Source organism: Streptomyces sp. NRRL F-525 (assembly GCF_000716605.1).
GTDB lineage: Bacteria > Actinomycetota > Actinomycetes > Streptomycetales > Streptomycetaceae > Streptomyces.
Genome location: NZ_JNXE01000014.1, coordinates 261,471 through 279,179 on the forward strand (window position 1 = coordinate 261,471; position 17,709 = coordinate 279,179).

A 17,709-nucleotide genomic window follows, 5' to 3' on the forward strand; every position below is an offset into this window, starting at 1 on the left:
GCAGCTCGCGGAACGACACGCACGCGCGTGTGCCTCGTGAACGACCCACGCGCGTGTGCCTAGTTGTCGCCGTCCTCCTCCCAGCCGAAGCTCTTCTCCACCGCCTTGCGCCAGTTGTGGTACTCGCGGTCCCGTACCGACGCCTCCATGGAGGGCGTCCACTCGACGTCCTTCTGCCAGTGCGCCTTGAGCTCGTCCAGGTCGTTCCACACCCCGGTGGCGAGCCCGGCCGCGTAGGCGGCGCCCAGGCAGGTCGTCTCGGAGACCTTGGGCCGGATCACCGGTACGTCGAGGACGTCCGCCTGGTGCTGCATCAGGAGGTTGTTCTTGGTCATGCCGCCGTCCACCTTCAGGGTGGTGATCTGCACCCCGGAGTCCTGGAACATGGCGTCCACGACCTCGCGCGTCTGCCAGCTCGTCGCCTCCAGCACCGCCCGCGCGAGGTGCGCCTTCGTGACGTACCGGGTCAGCCCGGTGACGACTCCGCGCGCGTCGGAGCGCCAGTAGGGGGCGAACAGGCCGGAGAACGCGGGCACGATGTACGCGCCACCGTTGTCGTCCACGCTCGCGGCGAGGGTCTCGATCTCGTCGGCGTTGCGGATGATGCCGAGTTGGTCCCGGAACCACTGGACGAGCGCGCCCGTTATGGCAATTGAGCCCTCCAGGCAGTAGACCGGCGCCTCCCCGCCGATCTTGTAGCCCATGGTCGTCAGCAGCCCGTTCTTCGAAGGGACGGGCCGGTTCCCGGTGTTGAGCAGCAGGAAGCTGCCCGTGCCGTAGGTGTTCTTCGCGTTGCCCACGTCGTAGCAGGCCTGTCCGAACACGGCGGCCTGCTGGTCGCCGAGGGCCGACGCGATGGGCACGCCCGCGAGTTGGCCGACCGCGGTGCCGTAGACCTCGGCGGAGGACTTGATCTCGGGGAGGATCGCCTCGGGGACGTTCATCGCGGAGAGGATGGACGGGTCCCACTGGAGGGTCTCCAGGTTCATCAGCATGGTGCGCCCGGCGTTGGTCACGTCGGTGACGTGTTTGCCGCCGTCGGTGCCGCCGGTGAGGTTCCAGATGAGCCAGGAGTCGATCGTTCCGAAGGCGATCTCGCCGCGCTCGGCGCGGTCCCTGAGGCCGGGCACGTTGTCGAGCAGCCAGGCCGCCTTGGGGCCGGAGAAGTAGCTGGCGAGCGGCAGTCCGGTCTGCTCGCGGAAGCGGTCCGGGCCGTCCGAACCGCCCAGTTGCTTGCAGAGGGCCGCGGTGCGGGTGTCCTGCCACACGATCGCGTTGTGCACGGGTTTGCCGGTGGCGCGGTCCCAAAGGACCGTCGTCTCACGCTGGTTGGTGATGCCGAGCGCGCTGAGCTGGTCGGCGCGCAGTCCCGCCTTGGCGATCGCCCCGGCGACCACCGCCTGCACCTTGGACCAGATCTCGGTGGCGTCGTGCTCCACCCAGCCCGGCTTGGGGAAGATCTGGCGGTGCTCACGCTGGTCGACGGCGACGATCGCGCCGTCCTGGTTGAAGACGATGCAGCGGCTTGAGGTGGTGCCCTGGTCGATTGCGGCGACGAACCTGTCCGTCATGACGACCCCTTTGTCGTGTCCTTCGGATCCTCCGGGGGACTGCTCCGGTCCTTCGGAGGGCTGCTTTCGGAAGACCGTTGTCAGAAGGCTGCGTTGAAGATGACTCCGGCGAGCGCCCCGCCGATCAGCGGTCCCACCACCGGGATCCACGCGTAACCCCAGTCCGAGGTGCCCTTGTTCGGGATCGGGAGCAGCGCGTGGACGATGCGCGGGCCCAGGTCACGCGCAGGGTTGATGGCGTACCCGGTGGGACCGCCCAGCGACAGACCGATGCCGACCACCAGGAAGGACACGACCAGTACCGCCGTGCCGGACGTACCGAGTCCCTTGGTGAGCCCGAAGGCCAGGATCGGCAGCACCAGCGCGATCGTCGCGATGATCTCCGTCATCAGGTTCGCCACGACATTGCGGATCGTGGGCGTGGTGGAGAAGATCCCGAGCGTGGGCTGCGCCATCTCCTCCTCGGCGTTGGCCTGGAACTGCGCGTAGTAGACGAGCCAGCACAGCACCGCGCCGAGCATGGCGCCGACCATCTGCCCCGCGATGTAGAGCGGGACCTTGTCCCACTTCCCGGTGTCGATGGCGATGCCGATCGTGACCGCGGGGTTGAGCTGCCCGCCGGACAGCGGCGCCGCGGTGTACGCCCCGGCCATCACGCCGAAGCCCCAGCCGAACGCGATGACGATCCAGCCGGAGTTCTGTGCCTTGGAGTAGTTCAGTACGACGGCGGCGACCACGCCGGCGCCGAAGAGGATCAGGATCGCGGTGCCGATGACCTCACCGAGGAATATGTCTCCATTGCTCATGGCGGCTCCTAGGCCCTCGCCCGGGACGGTCGGCCCCGGTCCTCCGTGCAGGGTGCGGTTCCCTTGGCGACTTCAGCCGAAGGCAGGGAGGGTCCCGAGCCCCGCCCGGCGTCCGTGACGAGCGTGCCGTCGCAGTCGAATCGCCCGTGGGAGTGGGCCTGAGCGCAGGCGGAGCCCGCGCGGCGCAGTGCCTGGTACGCCGAGAATGTACGGCGATGTCGACCGACACCGGGAAGTGTTCACCGGTGCCTGTGGAGCGTCAAGGTCGCGGACGCCAACGGTGACACCCGCCCTGACGGCCTCTCAAGCCCCGTAGGACGCCTCTGGGCCGCGGTCAGCGCCCGGGGGACTCCGCCGCCGTGCGGGAGGCCTGTGCGGGCGTCACATGCGATCCGCGCAGGATCTCGTACTCGCCCCGCTCCGCCCGGCCCAGCACCCAACTCGTGCCGTCCAGCGCCTTCGCGGCCTTCTTCAGCGGCGCCAGACACGCGGCCGCCTGCCGGTGGTCGGCCACACTGCCCGGCACGCACAGCACGGTGGCCAAGGACAGCGTCACGGCCCTGCCGCCCGCCTCCCAGGGCACGTCGAGCACGGCGGCGGCCAGCGGATGCAGCCCCTCCGGATCGGTGAGCACCAGGAAGTCGTCCCCGCCGATGTGCCCCACGCGCGTGTGCGCGGTCGCCTCCTGCTGCAGCGCCCGCCCGACCGCGCGGATCAACTCGTCGCCCGCCGCGAACCCGGCTCCGTCGTTGACCTGCTTGAAGTGGTCGACATCCAGCCAACTCAGCGCGAACGTCCGCCCGTCCGCGATCCGCCGGTCCACCTCACCGGTGATCGCGTCCGAACCGGGCAGCCTGGTCAGCGGATTGAGCCCGGCCGCCTCCTCGACGCGCGTCTCGGCCAACGCCCGCACCAGATCCGCGAGTCGTACGACGCCGACGCACCGCCCGTAGCGGTCGACCACCGCCACATCGTCCGACGTACGGTCCGCGTCGCCGACCGCGACGACGTCCAGGACCTCCCACGCGGTCGCGTCGACGCCGACCGTCCGCGGCACGTCGCCGAGCTTGGCGGCGGGCCGGTCGGCGTACAGGGCATGCCCGTAGCGCCCCGACATCGACAGCAGGAAGCGCGACCGGTGCACCGACCGGACCGGCACCCCGTCCCGGTCCACGAGCACCACCCCGGACACGTCCGGCGAGCCCGTCAGCAGCGCCCGCACCTGACCGGCGGACGCGGTGTCGGGCAGCAGCGCGGCCGGCCGGACGAACTCCCGCACCCAGGGCCCCGACGGCGGTGTCGTCGCGAGTCCGGGGGCGCGGGGCGGAACGTATACGTCCGCCGCGGGGATCCGCGTCGGCGGCGCGAACAGCTCGCCCTGCGCCAACTGGGCTCCGGCCGCCCGCGCGGTCGCGCACTGCGTCTCGGTCTCGACGCCCTCCACGGACAGCAGGGCGCCCAACTGCTCGCACAGGGTCCGCATCGCCCGCACCGCGGCCGGCCGCTCCAGCAGCGACGCGTCGAGCTTCACCAGGTCGGGCGCGAGATCCGTGAGCAGCCGCAGGGGTACGTCACCGTCGCCGACGCCGTCCGCGCAGATCCGGAACCCCTGGCCGCGCAGCTCGGACACCGCCTCCAGGAGCGCCCGTTGGGGCACGTGCGTGTACGGCGGGACGATGTCGATCGTGACTTCCCACGGCAGCCGCCCCGCCTCGCGCACCGCGCTGTGCAGCGGGGTGAGCCCGCCGAGGTCCGCGAGGGTGCCGGCGAACACGTTGATGTGCAGCGGGAGCAGCGTCTCCTTGCGCGCGGCGGCGCGGACCGCCAACACGGCCAGCCTGCCGTCGAGTTCGGGGTCGCGGCGGGCCTCGGCCAGGATGTCCCCGGTCTCCGGCCGGAGGAGGATCTCCAGGCCCGCGACGCCACCGGTGGTCAGATTGACCACCGGCTGGAAGGCGAAGCGGAGGGTGTCCGTCGAGGAGCGCACGGCAGCATGATGACGCCACCGGCGTACGCCCAGGCCCAGTTCATAAGACGTTCACGCAGCCTTGCGGCCTGATCACACCGTGTGCGCGGTGCGCCGTCGGTCACCGCACGGCGAGCACCGCCGACCCGTGCCCGAACAGCCCCTGGTTCGCGGTGAGCCCCACCCGCGCCCCCGCGACCTGCCGGTCACCCGCGTCGCCTCGCAACTGCCATGTCAGCTCGCAGACCTGGGCGATCGCCTGCGCCGGAACCGCCTCCCCGAAGGAGGCCAGCCCGCCGCTCGCGTTCACCGGTATGCGCCCGCCCAGGGCCGTCGCACCTTCCCGGAGCAGCTTGGCGCCCTCGCCCTCGGCGCACAGCCCCAGATCCTCGTACCACTGCAACTCCAGGGCGGTGGACAGGTCGTACACCTCGGCCAGGGAGAGCTCTTCGGGGCCGACGCCCGCCTCCTCGTAGGCCGCGCGTGCGATCGACGCCCGGAACGTCTCGTCCGGGGGTGCCACCGCCGCCGCGGAGTCCGTGGCGATGTCCGGGAGGTCCAGCACCGTGTTGGGATAGCGCGGCGTCACCGTGGACACCGCCCGGATCCGCACCGGGTCCGCGGCTGCGTGCCGGCGCGCGAACTCCATGCTGGACAGGACCAGGGCGGCCCCGCCGTCCGAGGTGGCGCAGATGTCCAGCAGCCGCAGCGGATCGGAGACCACCGCGGAGGCGGCGACCTCCTCGGCGGAGACCCGCTTGCGGTAGCGCGCGTACGGATTCAGCGCCCCCAGGGCCGCGTTCTTCACCTTGACCTGGGCGAAGTCCTCCGGGGTGTCCCCGTAGAGGGCCATCCGCCTGCGCGCGTACAGCCCGAAGTACGTCGGGTTCGTCGCCCCGAGGACCCGGAAGCGCAGCCAGTCCGGATCGTCGTGCCGCTCGCCGCCGGCCGGCCGGAAGAACCCCTTGGGCGCGGCATCGGCGCCCACGACCAGGACCACGTCCGCGAGCCCCGAAAGGATCTGCGCCCGCGCCGCGTTGACGGCCTGCGCCCCGGACGCGCACGCCGCGTACACGCTCGCCACGCGGGCGCCCTGCCAGCCCAGCGCTTTCGCGAACGTCGCGCCGGCCACATACCCGGGATACCCGCCACGCACCGTGTCCGCGCCGACGATCGAGCCGACGTCCCGCCATTCCAGCCCGGCGTCGGCGAGCGCCGCCCGGGCCGCCGCCGTCCCGTACTCGACGAAGCCGCGCCCCCACTTCCCCCAGGGGTGCATGCCCGCGCCGAGCACCGCCACGTCCGCCGTCATTCCGCCACCCCCGTGGGCCGCCAGTGCCAGGTCGTCCAGGTCGTCTCCGCGTCCTCGCCGAGCACACCGGGGACGACCTCCACCTCCATGCCCACCGTCAGATCGGAGACGGTGATCCCGGGAACCGCCTGTCCCAGCACCACGATCCGCTCGGACTCCAGCTCCACAGCGATCAACGCGTACGGTTCCCACGGAAGTTCCGGATCGCTCACATACGGTGACGGTGGCCGGTACCGGCTGTCCGTGTAGGACCAGACCCGGCCGCGCCGAGACAGCGGAACCTCGGCCAGCTCGCCGCCCCCGCAGGCCGGATTGCGGCAATGGCCGTCCTCACGCGGGAAGAAGACCGAGGCACACGCGGAACAGCGCGTGCCGAGGAGCCGGAAGTCGTCCCCGTCCCCGGTGAACCAATCGGTGACCACAGGTGTGCGTGTCCGCGACAACGTCCCTCCACAGCACTGGATCTGACGGAACGTCAGAAGTGTGCCACGGGCAACGGAAAATGAGCAGGGCGTTTCGGTGAACCATCGAGCCACTTACGGCGTCGTGATACCGGGAGGGACGGCCGGGGCCCACGGGGGTGGTTCCGGCCGTTTCCCGTTCACGCGCGCGGCCCCCGGAAAGACGCCCTCCGCTTGATCGGATACAGTCCGCCGGGTGTCCGAAACTCAAGCCTCCGTCCCCAACTCCGGGCCGAACAGCCACTGTTCGAGCTGCGGATCGCCCTACGGAGAGGGCGTCTCCGGCTGGCCCCGCACCTGCCCGGCCTGCGGCACCGTCGCGTACCGCAACCCGCTGCCCGTAGCCGTCGCACTCCAGCCCGTGTACGACACCAAGGGCACCGCCCTGGTCGTCATCACCCGAACCGTCGCCCCCGCGCGCGGAGGCGTCGCCCTGCCGGGCGGTTACGTCGACGACCGCGAGGACTGGCGGCAGGCCCTCGTCCGCGAACTCAGGGAGGAGACGGGCATCGACGCCGCCACGCGCGACGTACGGCTCGTCGACGCCATCAGCTCGCCCGACGGGCATCTCCTGCTCTTCGGGGTCCTCCCCGAGCGTCCGGTCGAGGGGCTGCCCAAGTCCGTCGCTACCGACGAGACGGAGGGCTGGCACCTGCTGCGCAGGCCGGAGGAGCTCGCCTTCCCGCTGCACTCCGTGGCCGTCAGGGCCTGGTTCGAGGGCCGGTACATCTGAGGTCAGCCCTCACCCAGCCCCCGCACCCGCACCGGGTAGGACGGCGCGCTCACGCCGTCCTCCGACTCCCGCTCCACGACCACCCGCCGGCCCTCCCAGCGGGCGACGTACCGTTCGATCTCCGGTTCGTCCCAGCCGTCGCCCGCGTCCGGCACCACCAGCCCGCCCCCGGTCCGACCCCGGGCGGGCGCCCACACCTCCAGTTCGAGGCCGCCGTCCGCGCCCCGCACCGGCAGCACGGCACCCGCGCGCGCGAGCACCGGGATCCGCGACAACGGGGCGTCGACGAGAATCTGGGCCGGCCCCTCGTAGACCTGCTCCGTCTCCGTGTCGTACCAGCGCCCCCGCGGCAACTGCACCGCCCGCCGGTCCGACCCGGGATCGAGGACCGGCGCCACCAGGAGACAGTCACCGAGCAGGAAGGCGTCCTCGCAGTCCCGTAGCGCACGATCCTCCGGAGCGCCCCACCACAGGGGCCGCACATACGGCGCCCCGGTCCGCCGCGCGAGATGCGCCAGCGTCATGAAGTACGGCAGCAGCCGCCGCCGTTCGACGAGCGCCACGCGCGCGTGCTCCAGCACCTCGGCACCGAACTCCCAGGGCTCCCGACGCCCCGCTCGCAGGCTCGCGTGGGTGCGGAACAGCGGCAGATACGCGCCGAGTTGGAACCAGCGCAGATACAGCTCGGGCGACGGACTCCCGTCGAAGCCGCCCACGTCCGGACCCGAGTACGGCACCCCGCACAGCCCGAGCCCCATGACCAGCGACAGCGAGGCCCGCAGCCCCGGCCAGCCGGTGGCCACGTCGCCGGACCAGGTGCCCCCGTAGGCCTGCATCCCGGCCCACCCGGAGCGCGAGAAGAGGAACGGCCGCTCCTGGGGGGCCAGTTCGCGCAGCGCCTCGTAGGCGGCCCTGGCCATGCACAGCGCGTACACGTTGTGCGCCTCGCGATGGTCACCGCCCCGCCCCTCCAGGTCGTGCCGGGCCGAACGGGGGAGGGTGGACTCCCCGAAGGCGGTGAACGACGTGGGCTCGTTCATGTCGTGCCAGAAGCCCGAGAACCCCTGCGCGAGCCGCTCCTTGTAGAGCCCGCCCCACCACTCACGCACACGCGCGTGGGTGAAGTCCGGGAAAACGGCCTCCCCGGGCCATACGACTCCCCGCACCAGCCGTCCCGAGGCGTCCCGTACGAAGGCGTCCTCGGCCGTCCCGCTGTCGTAGACCGCGTTTCCCGGCTCGGCCTTCACCGCGGGGTCGACGACCGACACCAGGCGGACGCCGTCGCGCCGCAACTCCTCGGCGAGCACCGGCAGTTCGGGGAAGCGCTCGTGGTCGACGGTGAACACCTGGTGCCGGTCGTAGTGGTCGATGTCCAGATGGACGGCGTCCAGCGGCAGACCGTGCTTCTGGTATCCGGCGACGATCCGCCGCACCTCCTGTTCGCTGCCGAAGCCCCACCGCGCGTGATGGTGCCCCAACGCCCACGCCGGAGGCAGCGCGGGAGCGCCGGTGAGCGAGGCCCAGGCGTGCAGCACGCGCGCGGGGGTGCCGACCATGACCCAGCAGCGCAGCGGACCGCCGTCCATCCGCAACTCGGACGCCCCGGCCCGGTCGTGCCCGGAACCGGCACCCTCCTCGCCCTCCCGCAGCGTCACCGTGCCGTCCCAGGAGGTGTCGTGGAACACCAGATGCGTGGCCGCGTCGGCGACCACCAACTGCACCGGCATGGTGATGTACAGCGGATCGTCACCCGGCGTGAAGGCATGCCCGGGGTCGGTGTTCCACATCCGGTACGTCCCGTCGCGCAACCGGGGGCCCGAAGCGCGCCCGCCGAGCCCGAAGAACCGGGCGTCCGCCGCCACCTCCGAGCGCTGCATCCAGCGCGCCGTGCCGCCGCCCACCGGTTCCCACCAGCGCGGCGGCAGATCCCGACGTAGCGTCACACCTCCGGGCGTACGCACCTCGACCGCGCCGTGCCGCGACACCGCGACCGTCACCCGCTCCGCCACGACCCGCCAGCCGCCGTCCTTGTCCGGCTCCAGGACCGCCCGGGGATCCGGTTCGGGACACCGCCCGCCGAGCGCGTACGACGGCTCCGGAGCGGCCCCGTCCCAGCCCCAGAAGACGGCCCCGTTCACGGCGACGGTGATACGCAGCTCCGAGCGGCTGAACCGGATGACCCCGCCGCCCGGCCCCGGCTCGGCCTCACGCACGGGGCCGGGTACCCGAGCCCGCTCAGCCCCCCGCGAGGGCAGCCCCGTGGCGTCGGCACGCCGCCTGCGCCACGCCGCCCGTACGGTACGCAAACCCTGCGCCGCCCCCGTCGAACCGACCACCTTCACCGAACGCACCAGGTCACGACCGTCCATGCTGCTCACCCTGCCATTACAGGCCCCGGATAACCGTGTCGTTCAACTGCCGTTCACCCGTGGTGGGACCACATCTTCACGACACGGACTATGTGGAGCCCGCCCTGGTGCAGAAGTCGATCACATGGCATCGTCCGTGTCAGCCGCGTCACGCGCACACCCCCGCACGTGCGCGACCCGACGCACACGACGCGCACAGTCCCGGGAGCCGCCCCATGTCGACCGCGAACCCCCTGCCGCTCTGGCAGCCAGATCCGGAACGCATCGCCCAGGCACAGGTCACCAGGTTCCAGTCCTGGGCGGCCGAACACCACGGAGCGCCCGCCGAGGGCGGCTACGCGGCACTGCACCGCTGGTCCGTCGACGAGCTGGACACGTTCTGGCAGGCCGTCACCGAGTGGTTCGACGTCCGCTTCTCGACCCCCTACGCGCGCGTGCTCGGCGACCGCTCGATGCCCGGCGCCCACTGGTTCCCCGGAGCGACCCTCAACTACGCCGAGCACGCCCTGCGCGCAGCGGCGACCCGCGCGGACGAACCGGCCCTCCTGTACGTCGACGAGACCCACGAGCCGAGCCCGGTCACCTGGGCGGAGCTGCGCCGCCAGGTCGGCTCCCTGGCCGCCGAGTTGCGCACCCTCGGCGTACGCCCCGGAGACCGCGTCAGCGGCTACCTCCCGAACATTCCCCAGGCCGTCGTCGCTCTGCTCGCCACAGCCGCCGTGGGCGCCGTCTGGACGTCCTGCGCGCCGGACTTCGGCGCACGCAGCGTCCTCGACCGCTTCCAACAGGTCGAACCGGTCGTCCTGTTCACCGTCGACGGCTACCGCTACGGCGGCAAGGAGCACGACCGCCGCGACACGGTCGCCGAACTCCGCCGCGAACTCCCCACCCTGCGCGCGGTCGTGCACATCCCCCTGCTCGGCACCGAAGCTCCCGAAGGCGCCCTGGAGTGGTCGTCCCTGACGTCGGCCGACGTGGAGCCCGTCTTCGAAGAGGTCCCCTTCGAGCACCCCCTGTGGGTCCTCTACTCCTCGGGCACGACCGGCCTCCCCAAGGCCATCGTCCAGTCCCAGGGCGGCATCCTCGTAGAACACCTCAAACAACTGGGCCTGCACTGCGATCTGGGCCCCGAGGACCGCTTCTTCTGGTACACGTCCACCGGCTGGATGATGTGGAACTTCCTCGTCTCCGGCCTCCTGACCGGCACGACGATCGTCCTCTACGACGGCAGCCCCGGGTACCCCGACACAGCCGCCCAGTGGCGCATCGCCGAACGCACCGGAGCGACCCTCTACGGCACGTCAGCCGCCTACGTCATGGCCTGCCGCAAGGCCGACGTGCACCCGTCCCGCGACTTCGACCTCTCCAAGGTGAAGTGCGTAGCCACCACCGGATCACCGTTGCCGCCCGACGGTTTCCGCTGGCTGCACGACGAGGTCCGCGACGACCTGTGGATCGCCTCGGTCAGCGGCGGCACGGACGTCTGCTCCTGCTTCGCGGGCGCCGTACCGACCCTCCCGGTGTACATCGGCGAACTCCAGGCCCCCGGCCTCGGCACCGACCTCCAGTCCTGGGACCCGAACGGCGACCCCTTGGTCGACGAGGTCGGCGAACTCGTGGTCACCAACCCCATGCCGTCCATGCCGATCTACTTCTGGAACGACCCCGACGGCACCCGCTACCACGACAGCTACTTCGACACGTACCCCGGAGTGTGGCGCCACGGCGACTGGATCACCGTCACCTCCCGGGGCTCCGTCGTCATCCACGGCCGCTCCGACTCCACGCTCAACAGGCAAGGCGTGCGCATGGGTTCGGCCGACATCTACGAAGCGGTCGAACGGCTCCCGGAGATCAAGGAGTCCCTCGTCATCGGCATCGAGCAGCCCGACGGCGGCTACTGGATGCCCCTCTTCGTCCACCTCGCCCCGGGAGCCGTCCTCGACGACGCCCTCCTGGGCCGCATCAAGCAGACGATCCGCGAACAGCTCTCCCCACGCCACGTACCCGACGAGGTCATCGAAGTGCCCGGCGTCCCGCACACCCTCACCGGGAAGCGCATCGAGGTACCCGTCAAACGCCTCCTCCAGGGCACGCCGTTGGAGAAGGCGGTCAACCCGGGCTCCATCGACAACCTCGACCTGCTGAGCTTCTACGAGGACCTCGCCCGCAAGCGCTCCTGATCGCCCTCCCGTCGAGGACGATCACCCTCCATAGGTGGCCTCGGACTCGCCCTCGCCGAGCACAGCGGCGAAGTCCGAGGCCAGCCGTACCGCGTCGGTGCGTTCGAGGTCGGTGACGGAGATCCGTACGCCCGGCTCGGACGACAGCCGGAACCGCGCCCCCGCGGCGACCCACCAGCCGTACGACCGCAGCCCGTTGACCACGGCCGACTCGTCCCGCACGGGCACCCAGAGGTTCATCCCGCTCGCACCGTGCGCGGCGATCCCCCGCCCGCTCAACTCCTCGCGGAGGGTCTCCCGGCGCAGCACGTATGCCTCCTGGGCGCGCGTGACCAACGCGCGCGTGCCGTCGTCCGTCATCAGCCCGTGGACGGTCTCCTGGAGGAGATGACTGACCCAGCCGGACGTCAGCAGCAGCCGCCCGTCGTGCCGTGCCAGCGTGACCGGATCGCAGGCGGCCGCGGCCCACCGCAGGTCGGTGCCGAGGAACTTGCTCACCGTCCGCACATGCACCCAACGCGACAGCCCGCCGGAGGCCAGCGACCACAGAGGAGCGGCCGCCACGGAGGACGCGTGATCGTTCTCCACGACCAGCACCTCCGGCTCATCCCGGAGCACCTCGACGAGCGCGTCCCGGCGCGCGGCAGAGAAGCAACCCCCGTACGGATTCTGCGCCCTGGGACTGCACACCACGGCGCGCACACCCACCCGCAGCGCCGCGCGCAGGGCATCGGGACGCATGCCCTCGTCGTCCACGGCGACAGGCACCATCCGCAGTCCCAACGCCGTGACCAGATCCAGCAGATGGTGATAACCGGGGTCCTCCATGGCCACGGCATCCCCGGGCCGGAGCTCCACGGACAGCAGCCGCCCGACCAGGTCCAGCGCCCCGTGCGCGAAGGTCACGTGCTCCACGGGCACACCGTCGGGCAGGAGCCAGTCCCGTACGGTCTCCTCCAACCGCGCCAGTCGTGGCGTCGACCGGTGGGACCGCGCACCGGGGGAGAGCCGCGAAGGCGGCACCAGGGCCGGCAGGAACGCCGGATCGGGGTGCCCACCGGCCAAGTCCCGCAAGCCTTCCGGGACCCGGGGCGGCCGCCGCGACGCCACCGCCGGAGCCTGCGCCACCACCGTTCCGCCCCGCCCGCGCGTGACGACGATGCCCCGCTGCCGCAACTCCTTGTACGCCGTGGCCACGGTCCCCGGACTCACCCCGAGCCCGTCCGCGAGCCGCCGCACCGGAGGCAGCGCGGCACCCGGCCCCAACACCCCCTCGGCCACCCGTCGTTCGACGGACGCGGCAATCCCCTTGGCCGTCGTACCACTGATCCCATATTGTATTGCCACGTCGATCACTATGTACCAATACATAATTCAACGCAAGGGGGAGCAGTGGTTACGACGCGCGGCGCAGCCCTACGGCCGAAACGCGTACCCGGAGGGCGCGACGGCCGCAGAATGCTCGCGATCGCCCTCGTCGACCGCACCGGCAGCGGCCTGTGGGCCTCCGTGTCCGTCCTGTACTTCACCTACGTCTCGCATCTCTCCATCGCCCAGGTGGGCACCCTCGCCGCGATCGCCGGAGCCATCGGCATCGCCGGCGCACCCCTGGGAGGGCGCCTGGCCGACCGGTTCCCGCTCACCCGCGTGCTCGTCGCCCTTCAACTGCTGCGCGCCCTGGCCTCGTTCGCCCTGCTCACCACGGACAACTACGTCCTGCTGATCGTCTTCTCGGCCGCCGGCGGCTTCGGGGACCGCGCCGCCAACGTGCTCACCAAGCTCTACGCCACCCGCGTCGCAGGCCCGGACCGCATCCGCTACCAGGCCATCAGCCGAACCGCGGCCAACGCGGGCTGGGCCCTGGGCGGTCTCACCGCCGCGGCCGCCCTCGCTCTCGGCACAGCCGCCGCCTACCACTGGCTCCTCCTCGGCGACGCCTTCTCCTTCGTCGCGGTCGCGACCCTCACCCTGCGCTGCGGTGAACCCCCGTCACCGACCCGCACCGTCGCGACGTCGAAGGACGCACCACCCGCGAGCAAGCCACCGAACCCCTGGCGCGACCGCACCTACCTCGCGTACGTCGCAACCGAGACCGTTCTCTTCCTCGACGACGCAGTCTTCAAGGTCGGCTTGCCACTCTGGATCGCCCACGCCAGCGACGCACCGCACGGACTGGCACCCCTGCTGATGGTCCTCAACAACGTGATGGTGGTGGCGTTCATGGTCTCCCTGGCCCGCTTCGCCACCACGACGGCGGCCACCCGCAACCTGCTGATACCGCTCTCCATCGCCTTCGCCCTGGGCGGCGCCACCCTGGCGCTCTCGGCCACCGGCGAAGCCGTCACGGCGATCGTGTTCCTCACCGCCTCGGCAGTCGCCTTCACCATGGCGGAAATGCTGCACGCCACCATCTCGTGGGAACTCTCCGTCGCCCTCGCGCCCGACACCGCACAGGGCAGCTACCTCGGCGTGCACGGACTCGCCCAGTCCACCCAGCGCAGCGTCGGCCCACTCGCGGTCACCGCGGCCATCGCCACCGGCCCCCTCGGCTGGACCGTCTTCGGCGCCGCCATCGCTCTGACCTGCATGATTCAGCACCGCCTGGTCCGTGAACCCCTTGCTCGGACGCCGTTGTCAGTGCCGCCGGTTACTGTGAGTGAGCATTGATCAACAGCGCACAGGGGGAAACATGGCGCACACCGACCACCAGACCATGCGACGCGTTCTGCGCCGCGAAATCGCGGGAACCATCGGTCTGCTGACCGACGAGCAGGACTTCAGCATCATGCGGCGCTATCGCAGCTTCACCTTCGACGACCACACCGCCTACCTCCAGCAGGTCGAGGCCCTCCTCAGGAGCCGCGCCCTCCAGGGCAGCCACACCAGCGTGGCCCTCTTCGACCCCCAGGAATACGCCGAGTTCTGCGACGACAGCGGCCTCGACCCCGACATCCCGTCGAGCCGCGCCCGCTTCACCGCCGAACTAGCCGCCACCGGCCCCACCCTGCTCTACGAAGGCCAGCCACTGGCCGACCTCCTCCCGGCCCTGGTCGACGAGGCCGTCCGCCAGGCGACCTGGGAGTACGCGACCACACTCCTCGCCCGCCTAGGTTCCTGCGCCTCCTGCGGCGAGGACATCGGCCGCGCCGCCTTCACCCGGGCCTCCGGCCTCCTCGTCCGCATCCTCGACACAGCCCGCCCCGGCAACCGACACCTCGTCTGCAGCGTCTCGGGAGCACCGGAAACCATCGTCTCCGTCCTCCACGCCGACCAGCACGAGGACGGCACCACACACCTGGACGACGCCGAGGCCCTCGAATTCACCACGATCCTCGCCCTCGGCCTCGCCACCCGAAGCCCCGGCGGCCTCGTCATGCGCACCACCAGCCCCGACCTCCCCGACTGCATCTACGGCTGGCGCCTGCGCGGCGACGGCCTCGAAGCCCTGACCGCCGGCGAGGTCTTCGACGCCTACTGCACCGACGTCGAATCAGGCGACCTCATCTCCCCGGAATCAGGCGTCGACTACTGCGTACCGCCCGACCTCGGAGACCTGGAGCAACCCCAGGGAGGACACCACCACTGAGCACGGCAGGGGCGCCCCACCACTGGTGGGGCGCCCCTGAACCACAGCCGACGGACGGCTTCCCGCCCAACCATTTGCCTAGCTGCTCAATGCCTATTCGCCGGACAGCACGGCCTGAGCCGCCGCGCGCGCCTCCTCGGCACTGTCCGCGGCGCGCGCGGCCAGCGCGGCCCGCTCGCACTGCGCCAGCGTGTACTTCGCCAGCGTCGAACGCACATAAGGAATCGAAGCCGCCCCCATGGAAAGCGAGGTGACCCCCAGACCGGTCAGCACACAAGCCAGCAGCGGGTCGGACGCGGCCTCACCGCAGACACCACAGCTCTTGCCCTCGGCCTTCGCCCCCTCCGCGGACATCGCGACCAGGTCGAGCAGTGCCGGCTGCCACGGATCCTGCAGCCGGGACACCGCACCCACCTGACGGTCGGCGGCGAAGGTGTACTGCGCGAGGTCGTTGGTCCCCAGCGACAGGAACTCGACCTCCTGCAGAATCGAGCGCGCCCGCAGCGCGGCCGACGGAATCTCCACCATCGCACCGAACTTGGCCCGCAGCCCGGCCTCGCGGCACGCGTCGGCGAACGCCTTCGCGTCCGCACGGTCCGCGACCATCGGTGCCATGACCTCGAGGTAGACCGGCAGACCTTCGGCGGCCTTCGCGAGCGCCGTCAGCTGAGTGCGCAGCACATCGGGGTGGTCGAGCAGCGACCGCAGACCGCGCACACCCAGAGCCGGGTTCGGCTCGTCGGCCGGCGTCAGGAAGTCCAGCGGCTTGTCCGCGCCCGCGTCCAGCACCCGCACGACGACACGACCCTCGGGGAACGCCTCGAGCACCTGCCGGTAGGCCTCGACCTGCTTCTCCTCGGTCGGCGCGTTCTTGCTGTCGTCCAGAAAGAGGAACTCGGTACGGAAGAGCCCCACACCCTCGGCCCCCGCCTCCAGCGCGGCCGGTACATCAGCAGGTCCGCCGACGTTGGCCAGCAGCGGCACCTTGTGCCCGTCGGAGGTGGCACCAGGACCCGTAGAAGCGGAGAGAGCGGCCTTGCGCGCGGCGGCCGCGGACGCCAGCTGCTCCTTCTTCTCATCAGTGGGGTTCACGAAGATCTCACCGGTGCTGCCGTCCACCGCGACGACCGTGCCCTCGGCCAACTCCCCGGCCCCCGGCAGCGCCACCACGGCCGGCACACCGAGCGCCCGCGCCAGGATCGCGCTGTGACTCGTCGGCCCGCCCTCCTCGGTGACGAAACCGAGCACCAGCGTCGGGTCCAGCAGCGCCGTATCAGCAGGCGCGAGGTCACGGGCAATAAGGACATACGGCTCGTCGCTGTCCGGAACACCCGGCATCGGCACCCCGAGCAACCGGGCGACGATACGGTTCCGCACGTCATCGAGGTCGGCCACCCGGCCGGCGAGATACTCACCGGCACCGGCCAGCAGAGCACGGTAGGCGGCGAAGGCGTCGTAGACGGCCCGCTCAGCGGTACTGCCGACGGCGATACGACGTTCCACGTCCGCCATCAGCTCGGGGTCCTGGGCCATCATGGCCTGCGCCTCGAGCACCGCCTGGGCTTCGCCCCCCGCCAGATTGCCGCGCGCCATCAGGTCGGCCGCCACAGCGTCCACGGCTTGGCGGGCGCGCCCCTGTTCACGCTCCGCGTCCTCCACCGGAATCTGCTTGGCAGGCGGTTCCAGAACCGCCGTCCCCATGTGCCGAACCTCGCCGATCGCCACACCGTGGCTCACACCGACGCCTCGCAGCGTTGTCTCCATCTCACCCGTCTCCGATAGTGCGGCGGGTCCCGCCGCCGCGGTGGTTGTCCTGCTCGCCGTCTTAAGACGGCACTGACTCACGCCCAGGTGAAGAGACTGTCGCCGGCCTTCACATCGCCGTCCTCGCGGAGATCGGAGAGCGCATCGGCCGTCGCTTCGAGAGCCACGACAGGGCACACCGGGGACTTGCCGGCGGCCTCGACAGCGGCCGGGTTCCAGCGCACGACGCTCTGGCCCCGGGTCACGGTGTCGCCCTTGTTGACGAGCAGCTCGAAGCCCTCGCCATTGAGCTGGACGGTGTCGATCCCGAGGTGAGTGAGCACACCGTGTCCGTCGGAGTCCACGACGACGAAGGCGTGCGGGTGGAGGGAGACGATCACTCCGTCCACGGGAGAGACGGCCTCGGAAGGCTCACGTACGGGGTCGATGGCCATGCCGGGGCCGACCATGGCTCCGGCGAAGACCGGATCCGGCACCTCCGTCAGTCCGATGGCACGTCCTGCGAGAGGGGACGTCACGCTGGTCATGGGAAGCCTCCCAGGGGTGGAAATGTGATGGGGCCGTCACTACCTGTCCCGGACGGCACACTGAGCAGCAGGGTATGTCATATGTAGTACCGGTTCCGCCTGAGAGGTCCGGATTAGTGGTCTAGACCACACCTCTAATCGATTTGCACCTGCTCTACGGCCGCATGTACAGTCGTACTCCTGCTTGAGGCCGAGCGACGCGACCAAGCGTCTTTGCTTGGCCTAGCAGCACCCAACTTGTCAGATCCTATCCCGGGGTCGCCTTCTGCATGCCTGCAGGACGGTGGTCAGGGGGCCGGAAAAACACTGATAGAGTTTGGAACACCGAAGGGAAGCCCGGAGGAAAGCCCGAGAGGGTGAGTACAAAGGAAGCGTCCGTTCCTTGAGAACTCAACAGCGTGCCAAAAATCAACGCCAGATATGTTGATACC

Annotated in this window: 14 protein-coding genes; 4 read left to right on the forward strand and 10 right to left on the reverse strand. The window is 70.8% G+C overall.

Annotated features, from left to right (window positions below; genetic code table 11):
• Nucleotides 1-59: 59 nt before the first annotated feature.
• The 5 genes from glpK to OO69_RS21670 form a co-directional block, all read right to left on the reverse strand.
• A complete protein-coding gene (glpK, locus tag OO69_RS21650) occupies nucleotides 60-1,571 on the reverse strand; it encodes a glycerol kinase GlpK (RefSeq protein WP_033282379.1) in 1,512 nt (503 codons plus the stop codon).
• Nucleotides 1,572-1,651: 80 nt separating this feature from the next.
• A complete protein-coding gene (locus OO69_RS21655) occupies nucleotides 1,652-2,377 on the reverse strand; it encodes an MIP/aquaporin family protein (RefSeq protein ID WP_033282380.1) in 726 nt (241 codons plus the stop codon).
• A 334-nt stretch (nucleotides 2,378-2,711) separates the two neighbouring features.
• Nucleotides 2,712-4,364 carry a GGDEF domain-containing protein gene (locus tag OO69_RS21660; protein ID WP_033282381.1) on the reverse strand — a complete coding sequence of 551 codons (1,653 nt, stop codon included), beginning with the start codon at nucleotides 4,362-4,364 and terminating at the stop codon, nucleotides 2,712-2,714.
• 100 nt (nucleotides 4,365-4,464) lie between these two features.
• The gene (locus OO69_RS21665) at nucleotides 4,465-5,655 is read right to left on the reverse strand and encodes a lipid-transfer protein (protein WP_033282382.1); all 1,191 of its coding nucleotides are present in this window, start codon (nucleotides 5,653-5,655) and stop codon (nucleotides 4,465-4,467) included.
• A complete protein-coding gene (locus OO69_RS21670) occupies nucleotides 5,652-6,077 on the reverse strand; it encodes a Zn-ribbon domain-containing OB-fold protein (protein ID WP_033282383.1) in 426 nt (141 codons plus the stop codon). The genes OO69_RS21665 and OO69_RS21670 overlap by 4 nt, the downstream gene beginning before the upstream one ends.
• Nucleotides 6,078-6,312: 235 nt before the next feature.
• Here OO69_RS21670 and OO69_RS21675 point away from each other — a divergent pair, with 235 nt between their 5' ends.
• Nucleotides 6,313-6,849, forward strand: coding sequence for an NUDIX domain-containing protein (locus OO69_RS21675; protein ID WP_033282384.1), 537 nt, complete (start codon nucleotides 6,313-6,315; stop codon nucleotides 6,847-6,849).
• Nucleotides 6,850-6,851: 2 nt separating this feature from the next.
• On the opposite strand, the gene OO69_RS21680 is transcribed toward OO69_RS21675, so the two are convergent.
• Nucleotides 6,852-9,218, reverse strand: a complete 2,367-nt coding sequence (locus OO69_RS21680) for a TIM-barrel domain-containing protein (protein WP_033282385.1) — start codon at nucleotides 9,216-9,218, stop codon at nucleotides 6,852-6,854.
• A 215-nt stretch (nucleotides 9,219-9,433) separates the two neighbouring features.
• Here OO69_RS21680 and OO69_RS21685 point away from each other — a divergent pair, with 215 nt between their 5' ends.
• Entirely contained in the window at nucleotides 9,434-11,401 is a 1,968-nt protein-coding gene (locus tag OO69_RS21685) for an acetoacetate--CoA ligase (RefSeq protein ID WP_033282386.1), read from the forward strand.
• 21 nt (nucleotides 11,402-11,422) lie between these two features.
• Here the strand turns inward: OO69_RS21685 and OO69_RS21690 are convergent, their stop codons facing one another.
• Nucleotides 11,423-12,748, reverse strand: coding sequence for an aminotransferase class I/II-fold pyridoxal phosphate-dependent enzyme (locus OO69_RS21690; protein WP_033282401.1), 1,326 nt, complete (start codon nucleotides 12,746-12,748; stop codon nucleotides 11,423-11,425).
• 111 nt (nucleotides 12,749-12,859) lie between these two features.
• Here OO69_RS21690 and OO69_RS21695 point away from each other — a divergent pair, with 111 nt between their 5' ends.
• Nucleotides 12,860-14,068: an MFS transporter gene (locus OO69_RS21695; protein ID WP_033282387.1), complete on the forward strand. Its 1,209-nt coding sequence runs from the start codon at nucleotides 12,860-12,862 to the stop codon at nucleotides 14,066-14,068.
• A 22-nt stretch (nucleotides 14,069-14,090) separates the two neighbouring features.
• On the forward strand, nucleotides 14,091-14,987 hold the full coding sequence (locus OO69_RS21700) for a hypothetical protein (protein WP_033282388.1): 897 nt from the start codon (nucleotides 14,091-14,093) through the stop codon (nucleotides 14,985-14,987).
• Between the two features lie 93 nt (nucleotides 14,988-15,080).
• Here OO69_RS21700 and ptsP read toward each other — a convergent pair whose 3' ends face one another.
• From ptsP to OO69_RS53035, 3 genes are all read right to left on the reverse strand, one after another.
• Complete coding sequence (gene ptsP / locus OO69_RS21705; RefSeq protein WP_033282389.1) at nucleotides 15,081-16,751, reverse strand: phosphoenolpyruvate--protein phosphotransferase; 1,671 nt, start codon at nucleotides 16,749-16,751, stop codon at nucleotides 15,081-15,083.
• Between the two features lie 77 nt (nucleotides 16,752-16,828).
• Nucleotides 16,829-17,278 (reverse strand): PTS sugar transporter subunit IIA, encoded by a 450-nt coding sequence (locus tag OO69_RS21710; RefSeq protein ID WP_033282390.1) that lies wholly within the window; start codon nucleotides 17,276-17,278, stop codon nucleotides 16,829-16,831.
• Nucleotides 17,279-17,525: 247 nt separating this feature from the next.
• On the reverse strand, nucleotides 17,526-17,709 hold a 184-nt coding region (locus tag OO69_RS53035; RefSeq protein ID WP_234444493.1), incomplete at its 5' end, for a hypothetical protein.

What these genes read in the sequence shown, in the direction of transcription:
- OO69_RS21700 (WP_033282388.1), top strand. Translation starts at nt 14,091, where the DNA reads ATGGCGCACACCGACCACCAGACCATGCGACGCGTTCTGCGCCGCGAA.
- ptsP (WP_033282389.1), bottom strand. Translation starts at nt 16,751, where the DNA reads ATGGAGACAACGCTGCGAGGCGTCGGTGTGAGCCACGGTGTGGCGATC.
- OO69_RS21680 (WP_033282385.1), bottom strand. Translation starts at nt 9,218, where the DNA reads ATGGACGGTCGTGACCTGGTGCGTTCGGTGAAGGTGGTCGGTTCGACG.
- OO69_RS21710 (WP_033282390.1), bottom strand. Translation starts at nt 17,278, where the DNA reads ATGACCAGCGTGACGTCCCCTCTCGCAGGACGTGCCATCGGACTGACG.
- glpK (WP_033282379.1), bottom strand. Translation starts at nt 1,571, where the DNA reads ATGACGGACAGGTTCGTCGCCGCAATCGACCAGGGCACCACCTCAAGC.
- OO69_RS21665 (WP_033282382.1), bottom strand. Translation starts at nt 5,655, where the DNA reads ATGACGGCGGACGTGGCGGTGCTCGGCGCGGGCATGCACCCCTGGGGG.
- OO69_RS21655 (WP_033282380.1), bottom strand. Translation starts at nt 2,377, where the DNA reads ATGAGCAATGGAGACATATTCCTCGGTGAGGTCATCGGCACCGCGATC.
- OO69_RS21685 (WP_033282386.1), top strand. Translation starts at nt 9,434, where the DNA reads ATGTCGACCGCGAACCCCCTGCCGCTCTGGCAGCCAGATCCGGAACGC.
- OO69_RS21695 (WP_033282387.1), top strand. Translation starts at nt 12,860, where the DNA reads ATGCTCGCGATCGCCCTCGTCGACCGCACCGGCAGCGGCCTGTGGGCC.